Source organism: Aquabacterium humicola (assembly GCF_030167915.1).
GTDB classification, from domain to species: Bacteria; Pseudomonadota; Gammaproteobacteria; order Burkholderiales; family Burkholderiaceae_C; genus Pseudaquabacterium; species Pseudaquabacterium humicola.
Genome location: NZ_JARGNB010000005.1, coordinates 1 through 20724 on the forward strand (window position 1 = coordinate 1; position 20724 = coordinate 20724).

Below are 20724 nucleotides of genomic sequence, written 5' to 3' on the forward strand. Positions count from 1 at the left end.
CGCTCCTGGTGGAGCTGCCCAAGGCCAAGACCGCCGACGACTTCGAAGCCCTGCTGCCCTGGCGGCTCACGCCTCCTAGCGCCAAATAGACACGTCCGCAAGGGACGTGTCTGGAGGAGCGCTTACCAGTGGTCCATCCCCCTGGATCGGTCAAGCTCGCCGCCAGCGCTCCGCGTCCTGGCGCGAGACACGAGGGCGGGCGACGCGCTCAGGATCAGCCGTGATGGAAAGTGGCTGGCGGCCGAAGCCTCCAATCGCACAGTCAGTCTCTGGCGTCGTGAACAGGACGGTGCCCTGAGCTTCGTGACGAGCCTGGCAGGGCATGACGGCAACTTCGTTGCCGACATCGAGTTCAGCGCCGACAGCCGATACCTGGCCACGACAGGAGGCATGATCATCCTGCTGTGGGACCTCGCCCGCGCGACCAGCGGGATGGCGGCGCGCGTGCTGCGCGGACATGACCACACGGTCAAGGACCTCCTCTTTCTGCCGAACAGCAGGCTGCTCGCCAGCGCGGGAAGCGATGCGCATGTGCGCCTATGGGGACTCGACGAGGAGCCGGTGATCCTGCCGGACCATGAGGACCTTGCCAGCAGCTACTACTACGACTTCGAGGCCGTCTTCAGCGACGACGGGCGAAGGGTAGCGACGTCCAGCCGCACGCTGCAGAAGACCCGGGTCTGGGACCTGCGGGAGCGTGCGCCGGGACTGTCTCCGCTGGTGCTCGAGGGAAAGGCTCACATGGCCAGCAAGCTGGCCTTCTCCGCAGACGGAAACCGGCTTGTGGGATCGGATGCACAGGACTTCATCGATTCCAAGAAGCCGCGCAGCATCTGGGTCTGGTCCCTCGGCCCAGCCGAGGGGGGCTTGGCCGCGCCCCTCACCGTGGACACCGGCATGCCTCTCATTGAAGCCGGCATCAGCCGGACGGGCGAACTGATTGCGGTGGCCTCGGAAGAGGCGGTCTGGCTCTGGAAGGCGACCGAATCCGATCTCGTGAGTGCCGGCAAGCTGCCGCTGCCGAAGGTCAGGGCGCTCGCTTTCGATCCGCTGGGCAAGAGATTGATAACTGGCAGCGCCTCGGGTGAAGTGCATCTATGGGAACTGGATGCGTCGGGCGCCCCGAGATCCAGCCACCTGCTCGGCAAGCACAAGCGGGACGTGATGTCGGTCGTCGTCAGCGAGGATGGGCGCTGGTTCGCGGCCGCGGGTTACGATCACGAGGCCACGATGTGGCAGCAGGCTGCGGACGGGAGCTTTCGGCAGGTCGTGCTCAGCGGTCACTCCGACTGGATATCCGCCCTGGCGTTCAGCGAGAAGAACGAATTGGTCAGCGGCGGCGCCGACGGCACAGCGCGGTTCTGGCAAGTGGACCCACGGGACCTGTCGGTGCGCTCCACCGAGCTGAGAGGCCACAACGGGTTGGTCTTTGACGTGGCCGTGCGCGGCAACCTCATCGTCACGGGCGGCATGGATCGGACCGCCAGACTATGGAGGCGCGACAGCCAAGGCGCCGTGGTAAGCGTGCTGCTTCCAGGCCACACCGGCTACGTCCGCAGGGTTCGGATCTCGAAGGACGGGGCAAGAGTGCTTACCGCCAGCTTCGACGGAGCAGTCCGGATCTGGAGGGCGCGGATCGATGACCTCCTGGAGGCAGCCGATCGAAGGGCGATCCGCAACCTGTGCGATGCCGAGTGGTCGCGGCACATGGGTGAGGCAGGCCCGCATCGTCCCACCTTCCCGCGCTTGACGACCGAAGAATCCGGGCACGTTGAAGCGGCGACCTGCAATACGACCAGGCGAGGTCTCGGATTCGCAATCACCGGTCGTACGTCGGGCAAGCCAGAGCCAAGTTCGGCCGCGTCCGCCGCGCATCGCTGCACCAGTACCTCTTCGACATCGGCATGCAGCGGCGGTCGAGCTGTGACCCCGAGGATTTCTGAGCCGGCTCCCAAGAAACAGAAGCCCTGACGTTGACGTTTGTTGGTGTAGCCTTTCATTTCGAAAGAGCACGAGACTTCTGGGCGATCCACGAGATCATCAAGGTCAGAACCGCCTCCAGCTCTCGGCCGGGCTGGCGCGAGCGGGCCTCGTCGCACACCCGACGCACGTCGCCCTGGACAGCGGAAGAATCTCGTGCCGCACCCCACTTGCGGGCGACCTACCTCCGGCGGCAGAACCTGACTTCGACACGTGTCTTCTTGCGATGACTCGCAGCGCGCCCTGGGCATCGGCACCCGACGCTCGCACCGGCTGACGCGATCTCCGTCCTTCCGCCTCTTGCCTGATCAGCGTTTCGTTTATTGCGTTTTTCGTTTGTTTCGATTAGGATCGAGCCATCGAACCCTTCGGAATTCGCCATGACCCAGGCCCCCACCATCGACACCACGCTGCCGCTCGCGCGCGAGGTCGCGGCGGCCATGCAGAGCCAACGCGCGCTGGCTGCCTACCTGAGTACCCGGGTCGAGACCCAGCGTATCCAGATCTTCGACGACAAGAACCAAGCTCACCAAGTCGAGCTGCCGACGTCCGCCCTCCGCCTGCTGGTTGACATCCTGGCGGAGTTGGCAGAGGGCAACGCCGTCAAAGTCGTGCCGATCCACGCCGAGCTGACGACCCAGGAGGCCGCCGACATGTTGAACGTGTCCCGCCCGCATCTCGTGAAGCTGCTGGAGACCGGTGCGCTGCCCTTCCACAAGGCCGGCAAGCATCGGCGTATCCGATTCGCCGACCTGATGGGATTCAAGGCTGAGCGTGACCGTGCCAGCGCTGAAGCGATGGATGATCTGGCGAAGCAAGCCCAGGAGCTTCGGCTGGGCTACGAATGAGGAACTCGCCCTTCACCGCGGTCTACGACGCCTGCGTGCTCTACCCCGCGCCGCTACGAGACTTCCTCATGTGGCTCGGCCTGTCCGGGCGGTTTCGCGCGCGGTGGAGCGCCGAGATCCACGAGGAGTGGAAGCGCAACGTGCTGAAGAACCGACCGGACCTCACGGCCGCGCAACTCGATCGAACTTCGGAGCTGATGGATCGAGCGATCCCCGACGCGATGGTGACAGGGCATTCGGCCCTGATCGAGGGCCTCGCACTTCCAGACCCCGACGACCGGCACGTGCTCGCAGCCGCGATTCGCTGCCATGCGAGCGTCATCGTGACCTTCAACGAGAAGGACTTCCCGGCAGAAGTTCTGCAGTCGTTCGGGCTCGAAGCCCAACACCCTGACGTGTTCGTCGAGAACCTCTTCGATCTCGATCCGGCCGCGGTCGTCGCCGCTGCGCAGCGGCAGCGCCAGCAGCTCAAGAACCCGCCGATGGAGATCGACCGATATCTCGACATCCTGCTCAAGCAGGGCCTGACGCAGACCGTGAAGGGGCTGGCGACGTTTCGAGGTGTGCTGTGAGTCCGAGGAAGATGCGAGCGGGGCGGCGGAACTGCCGAACCATGACCTGAGCGAGGAGACCGGTGCAGTTCTTCGTCCCGCCCCGCGAACAGTTCTTCCGTCCGCTCGCGCAAGACAACCGCGAGCTCTGTGCAGCCGCTTTGCGTGCTCTGTAGTTGGAGGACTATCGCGACCCCGTCGATCTCAAGCCAACGCTCAAGCTCACCCGGGCGGGCAAGGCCTTCAGCGAAAGCTTCGCCTATCTCGACGACTCCAACGGCAACGCGCGCTTGGTCTCGCCGAGAACGCCCATTCGCTCATTGAGGCCGAGAGCGGCTTCAACCACGTCTTTACCAGCGGCTTCTGCTTCAAGGTACGCGATGACGTGAAGCAGGGTGCCGCTACGCTGACCCGACTCAATCGGCAGCTGAAGGACATTCGCTTCGGAAACGACAGTTTCCAGTTGGAGTGGGACTGGATACCGCGCATGCAGGGCGTGCACGAATTCTTCGATGCTGTCGAGGGCGCCGTGGACGGTCTCGAGCAGGACCGCGGCTCGATCTTCGAGTCGCCCCGTCTCACTGACAAGCAACGCACCGCCGCCGAAGAAATTCGTCGACTGCTGCTTGCCAACGATCAGGGTGCGGCGAGCGTGCGCTGAAGGAGCTTGCCGACTACCGCAACTACCGGCGCTACGAAATAGTCCGCACCAGCCCCGTTGGCACGACTCGGCTGTCAACCTGGGGCACAGGCTCCGGCGGCGAACTGGAGACGCCGTTCTATGTGGTCCGCTCGCAGTGCTGGCCCATGCTGTTGCGCCCGTTGCTTGACGGAGGCGGTCACATGCCAGACCAAGCGTCCAAGGCCCAGCAATCTGATCCCGAGGAGACCGGCTGTGCGTACGCCGATCAAGACCTCTTGCCGACAATGCGCCACCATGGCCGTTTCGTCGACCAGGAGGCCTTCGATGCGGTGCAGTGCCGTAGTAGCCGCAAGCCGAGGCAGCCCGACCGAACAAACCGAGGCAGCCCGACCGAACAAGCTGTAGTTTTCAGAGCCAGTAGTCCGGTCCATCGTCCACGGACTCTGAGGCTCGTGATCCGAATGTGCGGTGGAGGCGCCTGCGTGAAGCCCGCAACGCGATCTGAGCTCGAAACCCCACCGAGCTACGCCCTTCTTCCGGCCTGACAGCGCGCTGCGCCGGCACCACGATGGGCTGTGCGAACAAGCCCACACCCCAAGACCGCAGGCACGCCGGCCGCGCGGCTGTGCGCGACATCGCGACGCGCATCGGCGCTGCGCAAGCTGGTGGCCTGCCTCACGGCTGCATGCCTCGCGCTCACTCAGGCGAAGCTGCGAGCCGATCCGCACGCTGAAGGTGTAAATGCGGGGCGGGTCGCAAACACGACCGCCGGCAGCACCGTCAACGCACCCAGCGCAGCGACGGTCGTCCCCGGCTACACCACCACGCCACCCGAGCGCAGCCACTACCGCCAGCCCAACCTGGCCGCCAAGGGCAGCGCCCGGCTCGCAGCCTGCGCCCTGACGCCCACCGACCCGGTCTGCCAGGACCAGCAGGGCGCCGTCACCTCGGCCAACACGCCGCGTCCCTACGTAGGAACCGACGACCCTGCCGTCGCCGCAGCGCGCGCCATCAACCGCAGCCCCTCCATGGAGCTCGGCAGCCTGGCGAGCTACTACAGCGGCTGCAAGACAACGGTCACCACGACTCCCGGAGGTGTGAAGCCGCAGGCCTGCCTGCGTCACGTCGGCATCGGCAACTACCAGTGCTCGAGCACCCTGGACGTCTCGGTGACGCGCACGACCAGTTGCAAGCCCGGCGACTGGGTCGGGCATGCGGAAGTCGATCACTACGGGCTCGACGTCCAGTGCCTGCCGGATCGCTCCGTTGCACGGCAGCACTTCCGCGTGACCCGCAACGGCGAAGCGCTGAGCTTCTTCGACGTGGACATGAGCGCGCCTGCCGTGTTCCCGATCCTCGCCGCCACCCTGGAAACGTCCACGGGCATGCAGGGCCAGCCGATCCGCACCGGGCTATGGGTGGTCGAGAACAGCTGCAGCGGAGCCTCCTGCAGCCTCAAGGCGATGGTCGCGCCAGAGCTGATCCGCACATGCACCGGGGGCGGCGACGCGGACATCACCTGCACCGAGGCCGAGCCCTTCCTCAAGGTCTACGGCCCCTGCCCCAGCGGCACCCAGTCGGGCGGCAACATCGTGAACTCCACCTGCCAGGGGGATGCCGGCTGCTCGGCCACGTCACTGGATCCCAACACCTGCTACGCGCCGTCGGAAGAGCCGACGCCCCTGGTCGGCAGCGACGTCACCGGATCGATCCCCGGCATCTACTGGAACCTGCACAGCACACGTGCGGTCGTCGGCTGGCTGCCCAACCCCGCGGTTGGTCCGATCCCGACGATGCTGCTCACGTACGACCGCGCCACATCCTCCTTCGTCCAGGCGGATCGCTGGGACGATCACTGCCCGCCGCTCGCAGGCGACGGTCGCTGCACGGTGGCCAGCGAACCGACCTGCACCGACGGACCATCGACGAAGACCATCGATGGCGTGCCCGTCACCCGCGCCTGCTGGGAGCAGACGCGGACGATGTCCTGCGCAGGCAGCACACCGCCCGACCAATGCGCATCTCTGGCCGCCGCCGGCTGCACGTTCAAGACCTCCACCTGTCGACGCACGAATGCCGGCACCGGCGCCTGCGAACTCTTCGAGGACGTCTACGAGTGCGCGACCGCGCCCGAGACGGTCACCACGGCCAGCAACTGCCCCACCAACGTCTACTGCCTCGGCACGAGCTGCTTCGACATCTCGGCGCCGAAGGACCCGGACTTCGCTCGCACGATGTCGATGCTCGAGGCAACGCGCGAGGCGGGCGTGTACCTCGACGCGGACCGCATGCAGGTCTTCAAGGGCGAGGACAACCGTTGCCGCGACCGACTGCTGAAGAACTGCTGCTACGCGGATGGCGCCGGCGCCGGCATGAACAACCAGAGCATCTTCGGCACCGGATCCCGCCTCGTCTACGACATCCTGATGGACTCGCAGAACCAGCAGTTCATCTACCAGGGTCTCTCCGCGCTGCTGATGAGCGGCGGGTTCAGCGGCACGTTCACGAGCTATGGCGTCACCATCGCGGTCAACGGCGCCGCCCTGCCCGCCGGCTCGGTCGCCGTCTACTCGGGCGAGAGCGTTGTCGTCGCCTTCGACCCCTGGTCCCTGGTGATCGCGATCATCATCTACATCGTCCTGTCGATGATGTCCTGCAACGAGCCGGAAGGCCGGCTCGCGATGAAGGAAGGCGCGGGCCTCTGCCACACCGTAGGCACCTACTGCTCCTCGTGCCTCATGGTCCTGGGCAAGTGCGTGTCCTGCGTCGAGCACACCACCTCGAAGTGCTGCTTCAACTCGAAGCTCGCCCGCATCGTCAACGAACAGGGCCGCGCGCAGGTCGGCAAGGGCTGGGGAATGGCTGGCAGCCCGGACTGCTCCGGCTTCACGCTGGCCCAGCTGCAGCGGCTCGACTTCGCGGCCATGGACCTGTCGGAGTTCTACGCATCGCTCGTTCCCGTCCTGCCCGACCTCGGCTCCCTCCAGGGAGGCAACGCCGCCCGGATCCCGGCCTGCTACTACGGCCAGGGGAGATGCCAGTGATCCGCCCGGTGTCCGCCCGCCACGTCGCGGCAGTGCTGGCCACGGTGCTCGCCGGCAGCGCGCCTTCCCTCTCCGCATCGGGGCCGGAACGAACCCCGGTCGAGGACATCAAGAGCTTGATGCTCGCGGCGATCGAGGCACCCGACGGCCGCGCCAAGGGGACGCTCTCCGGCCAGGTGGCCGACGCGCTCACCCAGCGCTTCCGTGGAACGTCTCCGGTCTACATCGACGTCTCCACCGAGCGACGGTTCGCGCAGCCCGGTTGCAGCCGGCTCCAGCTTCGCATCTGGCAGGAGGGCGTGCGCCTGCCTGGCTCCCGGGAAGGTCGACGGCAGACCATCGAGATCGGCATCAACTACTGCCGCGACGGCAAGCCACCGCGGTCGCTGCAATGAAGCGTCAGGATCCTCCACGGCCGAAGGGACGGTTGCAGGCAGGCTTGCGCCAGCGTCGCCTTGTCGTCCTCCTGCTGGCGGCCCTTTCAACGCTGGCCGCGCCCGCGCAAGACCTGGACTCATCGCGGGCGTACTGGCAGGACGCATGGCGGGGCTGGCACTTCTACGAGGAACCGGAAGCAAAGCCGCTCGCGCCTGCACGGCCCACACCCCGCCAGCCGAAGCCTGGTGCACGCGTACCCAGCCACGAGAACAAGCCGCCCGAGGTGCGCGAGCTTGAGCGCCTGCAGCGCGAGCTGGACGAAGCCCGCAGCGTCGCGATCATTCGCCCCACGGAGTCCAACGTGCGCCGCTACATGGCGATCGAGGCACGCGTGGTCTCGCAGGCCTCGACGTTCGCCGACGTCGCCCAGCGCATTGCATGGTCGGACCCGGAGCTTGACCCGACGCTGCAGGGCCGCCCCGTGAACGCCAGGGCGCTGGAGGTCTTCGAGCAGGCCCAGGCCGCGGAGCGCTCGCGCCAGGTCGCTTCCCTCGGCCGCGACCACGTGCTGCTGTTCTTCTTCCGCAGCGACTGCTCCTACTGCCACGCGTTCGCGCCGACGCTCGAGGCCTTCAGCGCGAAGCATGGCCTCAAGGTGATTGCGGTCACCATCGACGGCGGCACCCTGCCCGGGTTCGAGGATGCCCGGCGAGACAACGGTATCGCCACGACGCTGCGCGTCGGCCAGGTGCCCGCGGTCTATCTCGCCCAGCCCTACAGCGGCCTGATCACGCCCATCGGTTTCGGCGTGCTGTCCGAGGCTCAGCTCATCGAGCGCATCGCGACGGTCGCTTCGCCCCCTCCGGCGGCACCACTCGATTCCCCCACCCTCGCTTCGGCCACCGGCCGGTCTCGCTGACGAAGAAGGGAACCCATCATGCAAGGTCATCGTCCAGCCAGGCGTCAAGCCCGGCATCTGCTTTCGCTCGTCACTGTCATCTCGATGACGGCATCGCAGCAACAGGCGTTCGCCGGCGACCTGAACAGCGAAGTCAACAGCATGTTCGACAACCTGGGCACGATCGGCAACTACACCGCGCCGGGCGCCTTCCGCGGCCAGGCCTTCAACACCTACACCGGTGGCAGCCTCTTCATGCGCTCGCCGAGCAAGGTCTACCAGCTCGCCGCGATCCAGTTCCCGAGCGCCCGCGCCGGCTGCGGCGGCATCGACGTGTTCGGCGGATCCTTCTCCCACATCTCGGCGACCGAGTTCAAGAACATGCTGAAGAACATCACGGCCGCGTTGCCTGGTGTCGCATTCCAGCTGGCGCTCGAGTCCGTCTCCCCGATGCTCGGCGGCCTGACGAAGTGGGCCAAGGGCCTCGAGACCTGGATCAACAACGCCCGCATCAATTCCTGCGAGACCGCGAAGGCGATCGTCAGCACGGCCGCCGACGCAGCCGGCTTCAGCTCGCAGGAAGCCTGCGCTGACCTGGCCATCACGATGGGCATGGAGAGTGACCGGGATGCCGCGCGGCGCCGCTGCGCCAGCGACCGGCCCGGCGTCCTGGGCACTGCGCGCTCCTCCGGCGACCCGAACATCCGGAACCGGGCGCCCTTCGTCGGCAACCTCACCTGGAAGGCACTCCAGCGCGCCGGCAGCTACCTCGACGACCAGGAGCGCGAGCTCATCATGAGCATCGTCGGCACGGTGATCTACTTCCCCGAGGAAGCCGGCCGCGACCCCGAGCCCATCGCCCCCACCATCACCTCGATCGGCCAGCTGCTCTACGGCCAGGCCGCCGGGGCGGGATCCGGCGTCACGCAGCACCTGCTTCGCTGCAACAACTACTCGGAGTGCGACGCGGTCTCGCTGAACACCGCGTACGCGCACACACCCTTCACCGCGAAGGTCGAGGCCATGATGCGCTCGATCGCGGACAAGATCGCGACGCGCACCGCGATCCCGAACAACTCGGCCGAGGTCGGCTTCGTCAACCAGACGACGGAGCCGGTCTACCGCATGCTGTCGATCGGCTCGACGATCCCCGGCTCCGGCCTCGCGGACAGCCTGATCGCACAGTACCGCGACGTCATCGCCGCCGACTACGCCTACGTGTTCCTGGAACGCAACCTGCGCCTGGGCATGGCGGCGCTCGACAAGACCTACACGCTGCAGCAGGACCAGCGCGAGATGGCCAGCCAGGTGCGCCAGCGCGCGCAGTCCATGCTCCTGCAGCTGTCCCAGGAGAAGAGCGTGCTGTACCAGAAGGTCGGCTCGTTCCGCGCTGTCTCCGGACACCTGGAGGAACTGGAGCGCCAGCTGCGCTCCAGCATGCCCCAGCACGTGATGGACATGCTGGGCCAGCAGGCCGCGCTCCAGCGGCGCTAGCAGCGCATCGCCCGGAGCAGCCATGTGGGAGATCTACGCCTACCAGAACGCCGACAGCCTCTTCGGCATCTTCAACGCGGCAGCCGCGATCCACTCCTCCCCCGACTACATGGCCGCGGTCGCCGCGGTCGCGTTCTGCGGCTTTGCCGCTGCGCTCGTGGCCTACGCGTTCGCACCGGAGAAGCTGCAGGGCTGGAAATGGCTCGCCACGGTGGTCCTCGTCTTCTCGGTCCTGATCGTTCCCCGCGTCGACGTGGGCATCGTCGACAAGACGGGTGGCTCCGCCGTCAAGGTCGTGTCGAACGTCCCCTTCGGGATCGCATTCCTCGGCAGCGTCTCCAGCACCATCGGCCACACGCTGACGAACCTCTTCGAGACCGCGTTCCAGGTGATACCTGGCGCTGGCGCGCTGCCCTCCGAGCTCAGCTACGAGAAGAACGGCCTGATGTTCGGCAACCGGCTGGTCCGCAGCACCGGTGCAGTCGTCTTCCAGGACCCGGCGTTCAGGACCGACCTGATCAACTTCATCCACAACTGCACCATGTACGACCTGGTCGACGGCACGCTCGATCCGGGCGTCTTCTCGCGATCCGCGGACGTGTGGGCCCTGATGGGCTCGCCCAATCCTGCTCGATTCACGACGCTCTCGAGCACAGGTAGCAGCATGACCGTCGAGACCTGTCCCGTGGCGCGGTCCAACCTCGACGGGCGCCTGCCGGTGCAGCTCTCGCGCATCCAGGGCAAGCTGGCGTTCCAGATGCAGCCAACCCTCCCCGGAGCGACGGCAGCGTCGGTCATCGCCGGACAGATCCAGCAGGCCTACCTGCGCAATGGCCTGGCCACCGCGGCATCCACCGCATCCGACCTCATTCGCCAGAACGCAGTCCTCAACGCGATCGACGACACCAGCAGCATCATCGGGCAGAAGGTGAACGACCCGGCGGCCATGGTGCTGGCGGTCGGGCGTGCGCAGGCCGTGGCCCAGCAGAACGCTGCCTGGATCACCTACGGCAAGGTGGCGGAACAGTCCCTGCCGGTCCTGCGCAACGTCGTCGAAGCGATCACCTACGCTGTGTTCCCGCTGATGGTGCTGCTGCTCCTGCTGACCAACGGGCGCGAGACGATGCTGGCGTTCAAGGGCTATGCCTCGGTCCTCATCTGGATCCAGCTGTGGCCGCCGCTGTACGCCATCCTCAACTACATGGCGTCGATCTACGCGGCCTACGACCTGGCCGCTGCGGCCGACCTGGGAACGGGAACGAAGGCGCTTGCCCTCCAGACGGCTTCAACGATCTACTCCCGCGCCGTCTCCGGCGAGGCCGTGGTCGGGTACATGGCCATCAGCATCCCCTTCCTCGCCTGGGCGGCGCTCAAGCGCATGGAGACCTTCGGCACTGCACTGGTGGGCGGCCTCTCCGGCCTGCAGGGGATGGTCTCGGGGGCCACGGGAAGCGCAGCCGCCGGCAACCTCTCGATGGGCAACGTCTCGATGGACCAGATGCGACTGTCGCCCGACCGCAGTTCCGCCTTCATGAGCACGTGGCAGAGCGATCTCACCGGGAATACAACAACGACGAACGTGCTCACCGGCAAGACCGCGATGAGCCTCATGAGGAACCAGGGCTTCGCGTCACGGGTGGTCTCCGTGCGCGTCAGCGAGCAGGACGTGCAGGACGCCGGCAGGCAGGTCGACGCAGCAAGAAGCGAAGCCGTCGCGGCCACGAACGAACGATCCGCCGTCCTCACCGAAGCATTCTCAAAGGGTGTCGCGAAACTGCGATCGACCAGAACCTCGACAGGTTCGACATCGAGCAGCTTCGAGCAGTTCGGACAGGCACTCGACCGGCTCGACCAGATCACCAGGTCGGTCTCGGACACCACTGGACTAGCGCAATCGCAGGTTGCCCAGATCGCTTTCGGTGCGCATGGCCAACTTGGAATCTCCACCCCAATTGCGGGGGCAAGGATCACGGGCGATGCCACGAAGGGCTACTCCACAGCGTTGTCTGACGACCAACGAAAGATTCTCGGCGCGATGACGTCGAAGCAACTGTCGGAATTCAAGCAGTTCGGCGATCGCATCTCTCGCGATACGGCATTTTCAACCGTCGCTGCCCAGGACGAACGTGAAGCCAGGGAACTGGCGTCGCGCCTGAGCACCAGCGCGGCACGCGCCGCGCGTGCGGACGCGAGCCTGGCCGAGAGAACCTCCTACTCCGAGCGCGTGGCCTCTGCCTACGAACGAGGCGAAGTCATCTCGATTGACCTGGCCCAGGATCCGCACAACCTCGCAATGTTCAGGCGCTACGCCGAAGACTACGGAGGAACAAGCGCTGCTGCGCGCGCCCTCATGGAAGCCGAGCTTGCCCGCCAGTCGCTCCGTCCCAGCCGAACGTTCTCGGATCGAACCGCCATCCCCGTATCGTTCGAGCCCGTGAGGGAGCAGCACCGGCAGGAGGCGACAACCCTCGCGTCGAAAGCCGATCCGGACTTGCAGCGCCAGCGCAATGACGCCGATGTCGCAAGATCCGCACAGGAGGCTCGGTCAGGAAAGCCGCCAGGATATCGCCGGTCGAATGTTCGTGAACAGATTCGGACGCAAGGCGCAAGCATCCAGCAAGACACGCGCGATCGAGACGACACATTCGAGCGAAAGGTCGATGCGTCCCGAACAGAGGACGGGACGCTGCTCTCGCGCACGTCACTCCTCAAACGATCCGCCCAGCGAGTGGCCGCTGACGCAAAGGATTCAGTCGACACGGCCAAGGAGGCGGTCCGACGGCTACTCGATCGCAAGTGATCACTCGACCTTGTCCGGATCAAGCATGTGTCGATCCGGCAGAGCATCCCACGGCTTCGTGAAGGGAGGATGGCCTCGGTCCCGCCAGAAGTTCGCAGCCAATTCGTCTGACCAACTTGCTGGAACGCCGTCATCGAGCTTGAGCCGACGCCGCCCTCCGCTTCCGCGACCGGTAGCGGCTCCCCCCATCGCAGTTCCGAACAGCGCCCCGACGCCGGCCATCACCACTCGCGTTCCCCAATCGTCATTGATCGCCCAGAGCATCCCGACGAGCGCGCCAAGCGCGATGGCACCGAAGAAGATCAGCTTTCGCATGGCGAAGCTCCAGTCTGCTTGAAAGGCTCAATGCTTGAGCGGGCCATGCGTTGTCGCAAGGGTCGACGCGTGGCAAGGCCTCTCGGGAACGAGAGTCGATCCGAGCATAGGCCATCGCCATCGACTTTGCGAGCATGGGCCGCTACTCCTGCCGGTCTCCGAACAACAACGTCGTCATTGGCCGCGCGGCAGCGCCCGGCAGCGCACGTCATTCCTCATGCGGCTGCCACCGCCTTGCCTTCCCCCGAACGTGAGCGGCCATCCCGCCGAGGCACTGGTCCGGGCGGGGCATCGCCCCTAACGTGGAACCGCCTGAGGCATTCGGCCAAGGGCAAAGCCAACGCAACCAACGTGAAGGAAGTTCCCATGAACAAGGACCAGCAGCAGGCGCAGGACGCCGAAGTCGTCGACCTCGGCGACGCGAAGGAAGTGACGGAGGGCCCGAAGGGGCCCAACCCCGAGGACCACCCGGTCCTGAAGTTCCAGGACTGATCGGCCGCCGCTAGGCGACCCGGAGGCGTGCCGCGGCACGCCTTCCTCCGATAGCCCAGGCGCCCCCCGCACCGGGAGAGATGTGCCCGGTGCCCGTCCCTTGCCATCCCGGCAGTCCGGGCGCCTCCCGCGACCGCCAGCCAACCGGCCTCCAGCATGCTCACGCGCGTTCAAGCTCCTCGTGCCCCGGCATCCGAAGGCGATGCACGCCTTCACCTTGCAAGCCATGTGCGCGCATGCGAAGTCGATGGCCAGGTGATCCTCCTCGACCTCCTTCGTGGTCGGTACCTTGGTGTCGGTCCCAGCCAGGCGCTGGCGTTGGCGAGTCTCGTCACCGGCTGGCCCCTTGCCTCCAGGCCGACGGATGGCGCCGAAGCACCCATCGAGTCCGTGAACGTCTCACGGCTCGCCGCCAGGCTTGTCGCCCAGGACCTCCTGTCCGACGAGCCTCGCGACGAGCCCGTACCTGCGCCGTTCGAACGCCCCGAGGCAACGCTTCAAGGGCAGCACGCGTCCCCCGATCGCGCACCGATCACAACGGCGACGCTCTTCCGATTCCTCAAGGCCGCCTCGAAGGCCTACCTGTCGTTGCGCTTCCGCTCCCTGCAGTCCATCGCCACCACGGTGTCGGCGCGGCGCCAGCGGTCGGCATCGCGGACTTCCGTCGACAAGGCCGCGCTGCGCGATGCCGTCGCGGTCTACCTGCGGCTGCGTCCGCTCGCCTTCACCGTCCGCGACAAGTGCCTCTTCGACTCGCTCGCGCTGCTCGAGTTTCTCGCGGCCGAGGACATGCATCCGCATTGGATCATCGGCGTGAAGGCCCATCCCTTCACGGCGCATTCGTGGGTCCAGAGCGGTCCGCTCGTGCTCAACGACCACCACGAGCACGTGCGCAGCTACCGCCCGATCCTGCGCGCCTGAGCGTCCCGGAAGCAGCCGGCCATGTTCCGCTTCCTCGGCATCGCCTGGAACGACGCCAGCGAAGCCGCCAACGCCGCGGCGGCGCGCCTTTGCGCCACGGTCAAGGACCGCGCCGACTGGACACGCGTCGCCGGAACCCCGGGCCTGGATGTGTTCATGACCGGCGCCCGCGGGGGGGCCAACCGCCACTACGACCTCGGGCCTCGCGGCGTCATCCTGGGCAAGCTGTTCCTGCGCGTCCGGCTCGACACATTCACGGTGCCCGTCCATGTCGATTCCATCGATGACCCGGAGCGCCTGCAGGAGAGCGGCGGCCGGGCGCTCGTCGGCGGGTACTGGGGACGATATGTCGCCTTCGTGCGATCGCCGACCGGCATCACCTCCATCGTCAGGGACCCCAGCGGCACCCTGCCCTGCCACCTCATGCAGCACGACGGCGTGTACATCGCCTTCTCCTGGCTGGAGGACGTGATCGACCTGATGCCCTCGATTCCCCGCCCGGCGATCAGGTGGAGCGCGCTCGCCGCACAGGTCCGGCTTGGCGAGCCGAGTGGCCGCGAGACCGCGCTCGAGGGCGTCACTCAGGTCGTCGCGGGTGAAGCGGTCTACCTCGTTCATCCGAGGCCGGAACGTGCGCTCGTCTGGAACGCCACCGACCATGCGCGCGTCGTCGCCACCGAGGACCTGGCCGAGGCGGCCACGCTGCTCAGGCGAACCATGCTCCACTGCGCAGCTTCATGGGCCTCGTGCTATCCCAGGGTGCTGCTGCGCCTGTCGGGCGGCGTCGACTCTTCCATGCTGCTCGCCTGCCTGGCGCATGAAGAGATCGAAGCCGACGTCACCTGCCTGAACTACCACTCGCCGGGCGCAAACAGCGACGAGCGTGCATATGCCAGGCTTGCCGCTGCCAGGTTCGATCGCAAGCTGGTGGAGCTTGAACGACCGTCCGCCACTCTCCTCGATGGGGTACTTCGCATTGCGAGGACGCCGAGCCCGACCAGCTACGTCGGCCGCATCGGCACCGCCCGTTCGGACGCGGAGGTCGCCCGGGCGCATGGTGCTCCTGCCATGTTCACGGGGGGTGGCGGCGACCAGCTGTTCTTCGAGCTTCACCACTGGTGGCCGGCAGCGGACTACCTTCGCCTGCGCGGTCTCGACGGAGGCTTCCTGGGCGCGGCGCTGGATGCAGCGCGCCTCGGTGGTCTCTCGCTCTGGAAGACATTGCGGCTCGCGCTCGCCGACCGCTTTCGCTCCGGCCCACTTCCGCATGACTCGCCTGGCGCGGGGTCGCTCATCGACCCCGAGGCTCTGGCTGCCGACGCACTGGCGCCCTTCGAGCATCCGGCCATGCGTCACGTCGACGGCTTGCCGATCGGCAAGCTCATGCAGTTGCAAATCCTGCTGGCGCATGGCGGCTACTACGACCCCTTCGAGGGCGCTCGCGCTCCCGAGCTCGTCAACCCCTTCCTGTCCCAGCCGCTCATCGAGCTGTGCCTGGCCCTGCCCACCTACGTGCTGGCGCATGGCGGCCACGGCCGCGCGCTGGCCCGGCAGGCCTTCGCGTCCGACCTGCCCCCCGAGATTGCGGCGCGGCGGTCCAAGGGCGGCATGTCGGAGATGGTCAAGGCACTGCTGCTGGACAACCTCGCCTTCGCGCGCTCCCTCCTGCTCGACGGAGAGCTCGTCCGCCGCGGCATCCTCCGCCGCGACAAGGTCGAGGAGGCCTTGTCCGGCCGCCCGTCGACCCTCTCCGGCAATGTCGTGGAGATCCACGACCTCATCTCGACCGAGGCGTGGATACGACGATGGACCGAATGACCGCGCGCAGCGAGGACGCCGCACGAAAGCCCCCGGACAGCTGGAGCAGGACAGTTCGCAGGATCCTCGGCCTCATGCTGGAGGCAGCCTCCTCCGATGCCAGGCGCCAGCTCGGCCTCGCCCTCCTCCTGGTCATTTCGGGCGCGCTCCTGGCTGCGCTCACGCCACTGGCACTGAAGTGGCTGGTGGACACGGTGGGTGCGCCGGGATCACCGGCAAGCGAGAACCTGCCGCCTTCCCCGGCCATCCTCGTCGCCTGCTACGTTGCCGCCGTATGCGGCAGCCGGGTGCTGACCGAGCTGCGCGGCCTGGCCGCGAGCGCTGCAGAGCAGAAGATCGGCGCCAGCCTCAACCGGCGCTTCTTCGGCCACCTGCTCGCACTACCGCTCGCGTTCCACCTCGAGCGCCGCACGGGCGCCGTCATCCACGGCCTTTACCAGGCGACGGCCGGCTGCCAGCTCATCATCAGCACGATCCTCGCGACGGTCGTTCCGGTGGTCGTCGAGACGGTTGCCGTCATCGCGATCATGGTCCGCCTCGACCAGCCCCTGCTGGTCGCGATCCTTGCGACCACTGCGATCGCCTGCCTGGCTGCCTTCGGCATCGCCGGGCCGCCGTACAGGCGCCGGGCCCGCGACCTTTCAGGCGCCACCATGGACCTGCATGCAGTCCTGAACGACAACCTCGTCAACATCGAGACGATCAAGTCCTTCGGCGCGGAAACTGTGGCACTGGCACGGTTTGCATCGGCCACGGCCGGCGTCGAGTGCCGCTGGCGCGCGCTCCATCGCCAACGCGCGATGACCGGCCTGGCGATCGCCGCCATCCTGGCGGTCTCCGTCACGGCTTCGCTCCTGATCTCGGTCCGCGCTGTCGCGGAAGGCGCGCTCACCCTCGGCGGCTTTGTCATGGCCACCGTCTACATGCTGCAGGTCGTGCGCCCGCTGGAGATGGTGGGATCCGCGCTGCGCGACCTCTCCCAGGCGATGGAGTTCGTGCGGCCGCAACTCGACGTGCTGGATCGGCCCGCGGAGGCGTCGTTGCCCATGCCGGCACCGGGCAAGCCCGACACACGGCACGAGACGCCGAAGGCTGGCAACGCGGCCGCTGCCCGCGCGCGGCCGCCCGAGATCCGGTTCGACCAGGTCCGCTTCGCCTATGCAGGCAGCCCACCGGCGCTCGATGGGGTGGACCTGCACATCCCGCCTGGCCGGAGCATCGGGATCGTCGGCGCGAGCGGTTCCGGCAAGTCCACACTCGCGCGCCTGCTGCTTCGCCTGTACCACGCGCAGGCAGGCACCATCAGCCTCGACGGATCGCCTATCGATGCAATGCCGCTCTCGCAACTGCGCGCCAGGTTCGGGGTTGTTTCCCAGGACACGGTGCTCTTCAACGACACCATCGCGTTCAACATCGCGATGGGCGACCCGCGGCTATCGATGACCCGCATCGAGGCCGCTGCACGGCTGGCGCAGCTGCACGACTTCATCGTCTCGACACCCGGCGGCTACGGCACCCTGGTCGGCGAGCGCGGCCTGAAGCTCTCGGGCGGCGAGCGCCAGCGCCTGGCCATCGCGCGCGCAGTCATCAGGCAACCGTCCATCTTCATCTTCGACGAGGCCACCTCGATGCTGGACGGCGAGACCGAAGCGTCACTGCTGTCGAGCCTCAGGGCTGCGTCCGCGGGCTGCACCACGATCACGATCGCCCATCGCCTGTCGACGGCTCGGCATGCCGACGAGATCGTCGTGCTTTCCAACGGGAGGATCGCTGAGCGAGGGAGTCATGCCGAGTTGCTGGACAGTGGCGGCGAATACGCCCGCCTCTGGCAGATGCAGCCCGGAGCCGGCGCACCATAGCCTGGGCACCATCCCCAATGTCCGTGCGTCCCAAGGCCTTGGGCGAGCGCATGAATTCCAGGGGTGCCGCGTCCTTCATGCGTTTGTATGATTTCACGTCGAATCTTCCCGAGCCAACCTCCTCCTCCCTCCCGGCTCGGGCTTCCGGCCTTCCCTGCAACGATTGCAGGGAAGGCAGCTTTCTCGCATCTTTCATCCCGTGGGAAGCCGGACCAGCTGCTACCAGGGGCTGACGTCCGAACAGCGCGGCTTCCTGTCCTCGACCTGCTTCAACTCCGCCATCTGCCGCCACCGCGCATATTGCGTGCGCAAGGTTTCGGTGCTCTCGTCGGGCAGGAATGGTTCCGAGCGCTCCTCGCCCTTCAGCCAGAAGCGATACCAGTCGACGTTGCCCTGCAGGGAGATCATCCGGTCGCCCGGACGGCCGAGGTTGTGCGTGCCCCCGGGCAGGACGACCATCTCCGCCGGCTTGTACTGGCGACGCAGCAGCGCATGGATGTCCCAGTTGTTCAGCACCCAGGGGCCGTAGGTCTCGATGCGCATCGCCGCCCGCACGCAATGGGTGTGAAGGGCCGGGTCGGTCCGGATCCAGCGCTCCAGCCCTGCCCCGAAGGGCCCCCCGCCGTTGGTCGCCTCCTTCTTCGACAGGATGCCGTCCCTGGCGCCATAGGACACGGTCATCGAGAACAAGGTATTGGCATCGCCGTCGATCAAGGATGCGGCACGGATGGGGGCGTCGGAGAAGGTCACGAGGTTCAGCACCTGCTCGCCGGTCATGCTGAAGCCGATGATGCCGATCCTGCCGGGATCGGCCGTGCCGTCCGCCACCAGAGACTTGATGGCGGACTCGGTCGAATCCAGGAAGGCCTGCATGCGCTCGCGAAAGTCCGCACGCGCCCTGCCGACCGGCCTGGTCGGCAGGGCCAGCACCAGGATGCCCTCGCGCAGGAAGGCCCGTCCCGGGAACCCGCTGGTGTAGCCGTCGGCGACGTTCGAACCGTCGAGGTAGAACCTCTCAGGCGAATAGCCGTAGGTCTGGATGACCAGGGGATGGCGCCTGCCCGGGACGAAGCCCGCGGGCAGCATCAGGCCGCCCACCCACTGGCGATTCCTTGCATCCGTCCAGGCGTAGGAGCGGGTGGTGCCCCAGTCGCCCGCGGAGTACTGCGGGTTGAGGTGGGTCAGGCGCACATGCTTCCCGGCGGGACCGACGGCAATCACATCGGCCGGCTGGTCTGGCTTCTGGTCGATGCGCAGCCTCCAGGCTGCGGTCGCCTGTGCTGCGGACGAGGCCGCAGGACTCGCTGCATCGGCCCTGCCGAGCTCGAGCCAGCCGCCACCATCGCGTCGCACGAAGCGCCGGCTCTTCTCGCCATCGAGCACGACGAAGCCGTCCTGCCCGCCGCCGGTGCCGTATGCATTGTCCAGGCGGTGCTCGAGCGCAGCGACCACCTCCCACCTGTTGCTGTCCGGCCAGTACTCGACCACGTGCGATGCACCGTCCCGCGCACCGGTGCCCCTGGGAAGCAGGGTCCCAGCAAGGATCACCGAGCGGCCGTCACGCAGCCAGAGGCGGTCGGAGCGCATCTGCGACGCAGGGCTCGCAGCATCATCGGGCGCATCGACGATGGCCTGCGCGCTGCCATCGGACAGGCGGTACGCGACCAGTCGACGCGGGATGTAGCTGCCCGGGCTGGTGAAATACCCGAGCGGGTCGATCGACACCGCCGGCCCGAATCGGGCGGTCATCTCCCTGACCCATGGGAACATGCCTGCCCACTCGAGCTGCCGCTGCGGCGTCGGAACCGGCAGCACCGCCCAGCGACCGTCCGGCGATATGTCCACGCGCGGCCGCAAGCCGTTCTCCGGCATCGACTCGCCAAGCTGCCGCGCGGGCTTGCGCGAGCCGCTCTCGGTGGTGAGGAAGAGATAGCGCCGCCGCTGCGCCCGCAAGTCGTTCTGGCCGAACTTCACGTCCCAGAACGAGTTGTTCCCGACGACGACGCTGCGCGCACCCGGCTTCAGCGCCGGGTTCGGATCGAAGGATGTGTAGACGATGCGCCGCAGGTCCTCGGAGATCGCGAAGCTCTCGATGCCGCGAGGCTCGCGGGTCAACTGCTCGAGCCGGCGCGTCGCCACGTCCAGCTTGAACACCTGGCGGGCCGAGCCATCGAGCCGCGCCAGGAAGACAAGCGCACCGTTGCCTGCCCACCTGGGCTCGCGGACGACGGGGTCGACGGAATCGTTGTCCTGCGAGGACTCGATCGTGAACACTGTCCGGGGAGGTCGTGGCCGGCCGGCGGCCAGTCGATCGCGGTCGAGGTCCAGCATGCGGACCTCGTAACGGGTGCAGTCGCCTCGCACGTCCGCGCGGCGCGTCACGATGAAGGCACGGCTGCCGTCGGGCGAGACCTGCCGGTTCAACTCGTCCTCGTCCTGGCCGTGCACGATCGATGTGAACTCCACGACATCCCTGACCGTGGGGCCGACCGCCGTCGCGGCGGCACTTCGAGGCACGCCCCCGGCGCACAACAGAAGCACGGCGAAGACTGCGGTGATGAGTCGGTGCGGCATGCCCAGCGGGTGCCAAGGAGTCCGGTTCAGCATATTCGATGGTCGCGGCTCTGCGCAGGGCCTGCCTGCCGGCAGGCCACTGTGCTTGCGTGTTAGGGAGCGCGGCGTG

15 protein-coding genes are annotated in these 20724 nt (G+C 67.0%); 13 read left to right on the forward strand and 2 right to left on the reverse strand.

Annotated features, from left to right (window positions below):
- The first annotated feature begins 303 nt into the window (after positions 1 to 303).
- From P1K89_RS21275 to P1K89_RS21315, 9 genes are all read left to right on the forward strand, one after another.
- Positions 304 to 1971: a WD40 repeat domain-containing protein gene (locus P1K89_RS21275; RefSeq protein WP_284618528.1), complete on the forward strand. Its 1668-nt coding sequence runs from the start codon at positions 304 to 306 to the stop codon at positions 1969 to 1971.
- 389 nt (positions 1972 to 2360) lie between these two features.
- Complete coding sequence (locus tag P1K89_RS21280) at positions 2361 to 2828, forward strand: helix-turn-helix domain-containing protein (protein ID WP_284618529.1); 468 nt, start codon at positions 2361 to 2363, stop codon at positions 2826 to 2828.
- Complete coding sequence (locus tag P1K89_RS21285) at positions 2825 to 3400, forward strand: PIN domain-containing protein (RefSeq protein ID WP_284618530.1); 576 nt, start codon at positions 2825 to 2827, stop codon at positions 3398 to 3400. Before P1K89_RS21280 ends, P1K89_RS21285 begins: the two co-directional genes overlap by 4 nt.
- A 364-nt stretch (positions 3401 to 3764) precedes the next feature.
- Positions 3765 to 4040 carry a hypothetical protein gene (locus P1K89_RS21290; RefSeq protein WP_284618531.1) on the forward strand — a complete coding sequence of 92 codons (276 nt, stop codon included), beginning with the start codon at positions 3765 to 3767 and terminating at the stop codon, positions 4038 to 4040.
- Between the two features lie 557 nt (positions 4041 to 4597).
- On the forward strand, positions 4598 to 7066 hold the full coding sequence (gene traN, locus P1K89_RS21295; protein ID WP_284618532.1) for a type-F conjugative transfer system mating-pair stabilization protein TraN: 2469 nt from the start codon (positions 4598 to 4600) through the stop codon (positions 7064 to 7066).
- Complete coding sequence (locus P1K89_RS21300) at positions 7063 to 7461, forward strand: hypothetical protein (RefSeq protein ID WP_284618533.1); 399 nt, start codon at positions 7063 to 7065, stop codon at positions 7459 to 7461. Before traN ends, P1K89_RS21300 begins: the two co-directional genes overlap by 4 nt.
- On the forward strand, positions 7458 to 8363 hold the full coding sequence (gene traF / locus P1K89_RS21305) for a conjugal transfer protein TraF (RefSeq protein ID WP_284618534.1): 906 nt from the start codon (positions 7458 to 7460) through the stop codon (positions 8361 to 8363). The genes P1K89_RS21300 and traF overlap by 4 nt, the downstream gene beginning before the upstream one ends.
- 84 nt (positions 8364 to 8447) lie before the next feature.
- Complete coding sequence (locus tag P1K89_RS21310; RefSeq protein WP_284618535.1) at positions 8448 to 9836, forward strand: conjugal transfer protein TraH; 1389 nt, start codon at positions 8448 to 8450, stop codon at positions 9834 to 9836.
- 22 nt (positions 9837 to 9858) lie between these two features.
- Positions 9859 to 12636 (forward strand): conjugal transfer protein TraG N-terminal domain-containing protein, encoded by a 2778-nt coding sequence (locus P1K89_RS21315; RefSeq protein WP_284618536.1) that lies wholly within the window; start codon positions 9859 to 9861, stop codon positions 12634 to 12636.
- On the opposite strand, the gene P1K89_RS21320 is transcribed toward P1K89_RS21315, so the two are convergent.
- Positions 12637 to 12951 (reverse strand): hypothetical protein, encoded by a 315-nt coding sequence (locus P1K89_RS21320; RefSeq protein WP_284618537.1) that lies wholly within the window; start codon positions 12949 to 12951, stop codon positions 12637 to 12639. It lies immediately after the preceding gene.
- Positions 12952 to 13317: 366 nt separating this feature from the next.
- Here P1K89_RS21320 and P1K89_RS21325 point away from each other — a divergent pair, with 366 nt between their 5' ends.
- From P1K89_RS21325 to P1K89_RS21340, 4 genes are all read left to right on the forward strand, one after another.
- Entirely contained in the window at positions 13318 to 13443 is a 126-nt protein-coding gene (locus tag P1K89_RS21325; RefSeq protein WP_284618538.1) for a hypothetical protein, read from the forward strand.
- A 255-nt stretch (positions 13444 to 13698) separates the two neighbouring features.
- Positions 13699 to 14364, forward strand: coding sequence for a lasso peptide biosynthesis B2 protein (locus P1K89_RS21330; RefSeq protein WP_284618539.1), 666 nt, complete (start codon positions 13699 to 13701; stop codon positions 14362 to 14364).
- A gap of 21 nt (positions 14365 to 14385) precedes the next feature.
- The gene (locus tag P1K89_RS21335) at positions 14386 to 16182 is read left to right on the forward strand and encodes an asparagine synthase-related protein (protein ID WP_284618540.1); all 1797 of its coding nucleotides are present in this window, start codon (positions 14386 to 14388) and stop codon (positions 16180 to 16182) included.
- A complete protein-coding gene (locus P1K89_RS21340; RefSeq protein WP_284618541.1) occupies positions 16170 to 18041 on the forward strand; it encodes an ATP-binding cassette domain-containing protein in 1872 nt (623 codons plus the stop codon). The genes P1K89_RS21335 and P1K89_RS21340 overlap by 13 nt, the downstream gene beginning before the upstream one ends.
- Before the next feature lie 219 nt (positions 18042 to 18260).
- Here P1K89_RS21340 and P1K89_RS21345 read toward each other — a convergent pair whose 3' ends face one another.
- Positions 18261 to 20615, reverse strand: a complete 2355-nt coding sequence (locus P1K89_RS21345) for an alpha/beta hydrolase family protein (protein ID WP_284618542.1) — start codon at positions 20613 to 20615, stop codon at positions 18261 to 18263.
- Between the last annotated feature and the right edge of the window lie 109 nt (positions 20616 to 20724).